The following is a 4664-nucleotide window of genomic DNA, read 5'->3' as shown; positions in this document are numbered from 1 at the left end:
GAGCGGCTCGACGCCGACCAGCCGCGCGGCGATCCATGCCGCGGCGGAGTTGAGCGCCATGTGGGCACCCGGGACGGCGAGGGTCAGGCGGAGCTCGAGGGTGCCGCCGTCCGCCCCGCGAAGAGCCGGGTGCGCGGTCCGCAGCACGAAGGTCGACCCCGTGGCGCCGTCCACCCGGTAGTCGCTGAGCACGACGTCGGCGCCGGGCGCCTCGCCGTAGGTGAACACCCGGGCACCGCGGGCCGCGAGCGGCGCGCGGGCGGCCTCGACCAGGCGACCGGCGCCCGGGTCGTCCGCGCAGGCGACGAGCGCGCCGCCGTCCGCGATCCGCGCCGCGAAGTCCTCGAACGCGCGCTCGAACGCGGCGCGCGTCCCGTAGTGGTCCAGGTGGTCGGGCTCGACGTTCAGCACGACGGCAATCGTCGGCGCGTAGGCGAGGAACGAGCCGTCCGACTCGTCGGCCTCGGCGACGAAGACGTCGCCCGTCCCCTCGTGCGCGCCACCGACCGGACCGGCGGACCCGGACCCGCCTGCCTCGGCCAGCACCGAGCCGCCGATCGCGAAGGACGGGTCGAGCCCGGCAGTGGCCAGGGTCACCGCGACCATCGCCGAGGTCGTCGTCTTGCCGTGCGCACCGGCGACCGCGATCGAGCGGCGGTGCGCCATCAGCGCGGCGAGCGCGCGGGACCGGTGCAGGACCGCGAGCCCGAGCTCGCGCGCACGGGCCAGCTCGGGGTTCGACTCGCGCACCGCGGTGGACACCACGACCGTCCGCGCACCCGCGACGTGCGCCGCGTCGTGCCCGACCCAGACCGTGACGCCCGCCCGGCGCAGCCCGTCCAGCGCCGGACCCTCGCGCGCGTCGGAGCCGGTGACCTCCAGGCCGCGCGCGGCGAGCAGCGCGGCGATCGCCGACATCCCGGCGCCGCCCACGCCGATGAGGTGCGTGCGGCCGAAGCCGTCGAGGCCCCCGGTGGCAGGCTCGGCCGCGCTCATCGCGTCGCTCCGGCGGCACGCTCGACGAGGTCGGCGACCCGGGACGCGCCGTCGCGCACCCCCACCGAGGCGGCGGCCCGCCCCATCGCGGCGAGCGCGTCGGCGCGCTCGAGCAGCGGCAGCACGTGCGCGCGCAGCCAGTCGGGGGTGAGGTCCGCGTCGTCCACCAGCAGCCCGCCACCCGCGGCGACGACCGGCGCCGCGTTCAGCCGCTGCTCGCCGTTGCCGATCGGCAGCGGCACGTAGACCGCCGGCAGCCCGAGCGCCGCGAGCTCGCACACGGTCGCCGCGCCGGACCGGCACAGGACCAGCGCGGCGACGGCGTAGGCGTGCTCCATCTCGGACAGGTACTCGCGCACGTGGTAGTGCGAGCGGGCGGGTTCGGGCAAGGTGTCGACGAGGTCGAGGACGCTCTGGGACTTGCCCGCACCGGTCAGGTGCAGCACCTGGGCGCCGGCCCCGACGAGCTCGGCCGCCGTGCCCGCGACGGCCGTGTTGAGCCGCAGCGCGCCGAGGCTGCCACCGGTGACGAGCACGACCGGTCGGTCGGGCGCCAGCCCGAGGACCTCCAGCGCCGCCGCGCGGGTCCTGGCGGGGTCGGCGGCGAGCTTCTCGACGATGGAGGCGACGGCGGCCCGCAGGGGCATCCCCACGACCTGGGCGTGCGGCAGCGCGGTGCCCGGGAAGGTCACCGCGACCTCGGCCGCCCAGCGGGCGCCGAGCCGGTTCGCGAGGCCCGGACGCGCGTTCGCCTCGTGCACCACGACCGGGATGCGCCGGCGGCGGGCCGCGAGGTACGCGGGCGTCGAGACGTAGCCGCCGAAGCCGACGACGACCCGAGCACCCGAGGTGTCGATCGCCTCGCCGGCCGCGCGGACGGCGGCGATCATCCGGCCCGGCAGGGCGAACCAGGCCGCCGTCGGACGGCGCGGCAGGGGCACCCGCGGCACGAGGGCCAGGGTGAGGCCGCGCGCCGGGACCAGCTCGGCCTCCAGGCCGGTCGCGGTGCCGAGCACGGTGAGCCGCGTCGAGCTGTCGCGACGCCCGAGCTCCTCGGCCACCGCGAGCAACGGGTTGACGTGTCCGGCGGTACCACCCCCGGCGAGCAGGACGGATCCCACGGGTCCCGATCCCACGCCGCTCACCGGCGACCCGTGCCGGAGCGGACGGCTCCCGGGCGCGTGCCCGCGCCCGCGCCGCGAGCGGAGCCCGAGCGCCCGAGGACGGCGAGCGAGCGTCGCACCACCCCCGGCCGCGCGGCGAGCGCCTCGGCGGCACCGGGCTCACTGCGTGCGAAAGAGATGACGATTCCGAGTGCTGCCATGGTCATGATGAGTGCGGATCCTCCGGCGGAGACGAGTGGGAGCGGGACGCCGATCACGGGGGCGAGCCCGATCACGACCCCGATGTTGATGAGTGCCTGGCCGATCACCCAGAAGGCGATACCGGCCGTGGTGATCTTGACGAACGGGTCGGGGTGGTTGCGGATGACCCGGCACATGGCCAGGGCGAGCAGCGCGAACAGGACGAGCACGAGGAGCGTGCCGACCAGGCCCAGCTCCTCGCCGATGATCGCGAAGATGAAGTCGTTGTGCGCCTCGGGCAGGTAGGACCACTTCTCGCGGCTCTCCCCCAGGCCCAGGCCCCACCATCCGCCGGTGGCCAGGCCCCAGGTGCCGTGCAGGGTCTGGTAGCACTCCTTGGTCGGGTCGCAGCTGTCGCTGAGCCAGGAGGAGATCCGGGCCATCCGGTTACCGTTGGTCGCAGCGAGGAATCCGACCGCCACCGCTGCGAAGGTGCCCGCGACGCCGAAGACCCGCATGGGTACCCCGGCGATGAACATCGCGCCGGCCACCAGCAGGATCAGCACGAGGGCGGTGCCGAGGTCGTGTCCGAGCAGCACCAGCCCGATCAGCAGCCCGGCCACCGGCAGCACCGGGATGACCGAGTGCTTCCAGTCGCTCAGCAGCGAACGCTTGCGCGCGAGCACGACTCCGAGCCACAGCGCGAGGGCGACCTTGCCGATCTCGGACGGCTGGATCATGACCGGCCCGATCGGCAGCCAGTTCTTGTTGCCGTTCACGGCGTGCCCGAGCGGGGTCAGCACCATCAGCTGCAGCACCCCGGCACCGCCGAGCGCCCACCACGCGATGCCCTTGTAGAACCGCAGCGGCAGCCGGGACGCCAACCAGAGCACCGGCAGGCCGACGAGCGCGAACTGCGCCTGCTTGGCGAACTCGGCGTACGGCGACTTGTCGGCCGCGAGCGACTCGACGCTCGAGCTCGACAGCACCATGACCAGGCCGAGCACGACGAGGATCGCGGTCGCGCCGCGCAGCACGTAGAAGCTGGTCACGGCACTGTCCCACTGCCCGAGCCGCGAGCTCCAGGTGCGCGCGGGCGCGCCCGGGCCGCGCGCGGGGGCGGGCCGGCCGCGCGCGGCGCCGGCGCGCCGGTCCCCCGTCGCCTGGGTCATCGCGCGGCGAGGCCGCGGGCCGCGCCGGCGAAGGCGTCGCCGCGCTGCGCGTAGGACGTGAACTGGTCCATCGACGCGCAGGCCGGCGCGAGCAGCACGGTGCCACCGGGCAGGGCGAACTGGCGAGCGATCTCCACGGCGTGAGTCATCACCGAGCCAGTCTCGCGGGGATCTACCGCCGTGACCGGTACCTCGGGCGCGTGTCGGGCAAGCGCCGAGCGCAACGGCTCCTGGTCGACGCCGATCAGCACGACCGCCCGGAGCCGGTCGCGGCGGGTGCGCACGAGGTCGTCGAACGTCGCGCCCTTGGCCAGTCCGCCCGCGACCCACACCACGCTGCCGGGCGCGAACGCCCCGAGCGAGGCCGCCGCCGCGTGCGCGTTGGTGGCCTTGGAGTCGTCCACGTACGCGACGCCGTCGACGGTCGCGACGGTCTGGATCCGGTGCGCACCGGGGGCGTAGGCGCGCAGCCCGGCGCCCACGGCCGACGGCGCGACGCCGTGCGCGAGGGCGAGCGCGGCCGCCGCGAGTGCGTCGGCGACCACGTGGGAGGGCACCGCCCCGGTCCGCGGGTCGGTGCCGTCGGAGCTCGCGAGGTGCGCCAGGTCGGCGAGCGTGCCGAGCTCGATGCCGTGCGTGTGCCGCTGACCGGCGAAGGCCCGGTCCACCAGCACGTCCTCGACGAGGCCCACCTGCCCGACGGCGGGCACGCCGAGGGTGAAGCCGACCGCGAGGGCGCCGTCGCGCACCTCGGCGTCCCGGACCAGCCGTTCGGTCTGCGCGTCGGCGCAGTTGTAGACGCAGGCCGCCTCGGCCCGCTCGTACACCCGGCCCTTGTCCGCGACGTAGGCATCGAGCGAGCCGTGCCAGTCGAGGTGGTCGGGGGCGAGGTTGAGCACGGCGGCGCCCTGCGCCGACATCGAGTGCGTGAAGTGCAGCTGGAAGCTGGACAGCTCGACGGCGAGCACGTCCAGGCTCGCGTCTCCCACGGCGGTGACGACGGGCGTCCCGACGTTGCCGACGGCGAGCGCGTGCTCACCGCCCGCGACCAGGATCGCCTCGAGCATCCCGACCGTGGTGGTCTTGCCGTTCGTGCCGGTCACCGCGAGCCACGGCGCGGGCGCGCCGCCGTCGGCCCGGCGGGTGCGCAGGCGCCAGGCCAGCTCGACCTCGCTCCACACCGGCGTGCCGC

The 4664-nt window shown here is 75.6% G+C and carries 4 protein-coding genes; all 4 read right to left on the bottom strand.

All coding sequences use genetic code 11. From position 1 onward, the window contains the following. A partial coding sequence (locus tag VIM26_RS14770) for a UDP-N-acetylmuramate--L-alanine ligase (RefSeq protein ID WP_331952477.1) occupies window positions 1–996 on the bottom strand: 996 nt, incomplete at its 3' end. Then, window positions 993–2117: an undecaprenyldiphospho-muramoylpentapeptide beta-N-acetylglucosaminyltransferase gene (murG, locus tag VIM26_RS14765; protein WP_331952476.1), complete on the bottom strand. Its 1125-nt coding sequence runs from the start codon at window positions 2115–2117 to the stop codon at window positions 993–995. The genes VIM26_RS14770 and murG, both read right to left, overlap by 4 nt. A 20-nt stretch (window positions 2118–2137) precedes the next feature. Beyond that, entirely contained in the window at window positions 2138–3472 is a 1335-nt protein-coding gene (gene ftsW, locus VIM26_RS14760; protein ID WP_331952474.1) for a putative lipid II flippase FtsW, read from the bottom strand. After that, a partial coding sequence (murD, locus tag VIM26_RS14755; protein ID WP_331952472.1) for a UDP-N-acetylmuramoyl-L-alanine--D-glutamate ligase occupies window positions 3469–4664 on the bottom strand: 1196 nt, incomplete at its 5' end. The genes murD and ftsW, both read right to left, overlap by 4 nt.

The organism is Pengzhenrongella sp. (assembly GCF_036565025.1).
GTDB lineage: Bacteria > Actinomycetota > Actinomycetes > Actinomycetales > Cellulomonadaceae > Pengzhenrongella.
Note: the sequence above shows the minus strand (reverse complement) of the source record. Positions and strands in the feature narration are given on the sequence as shown.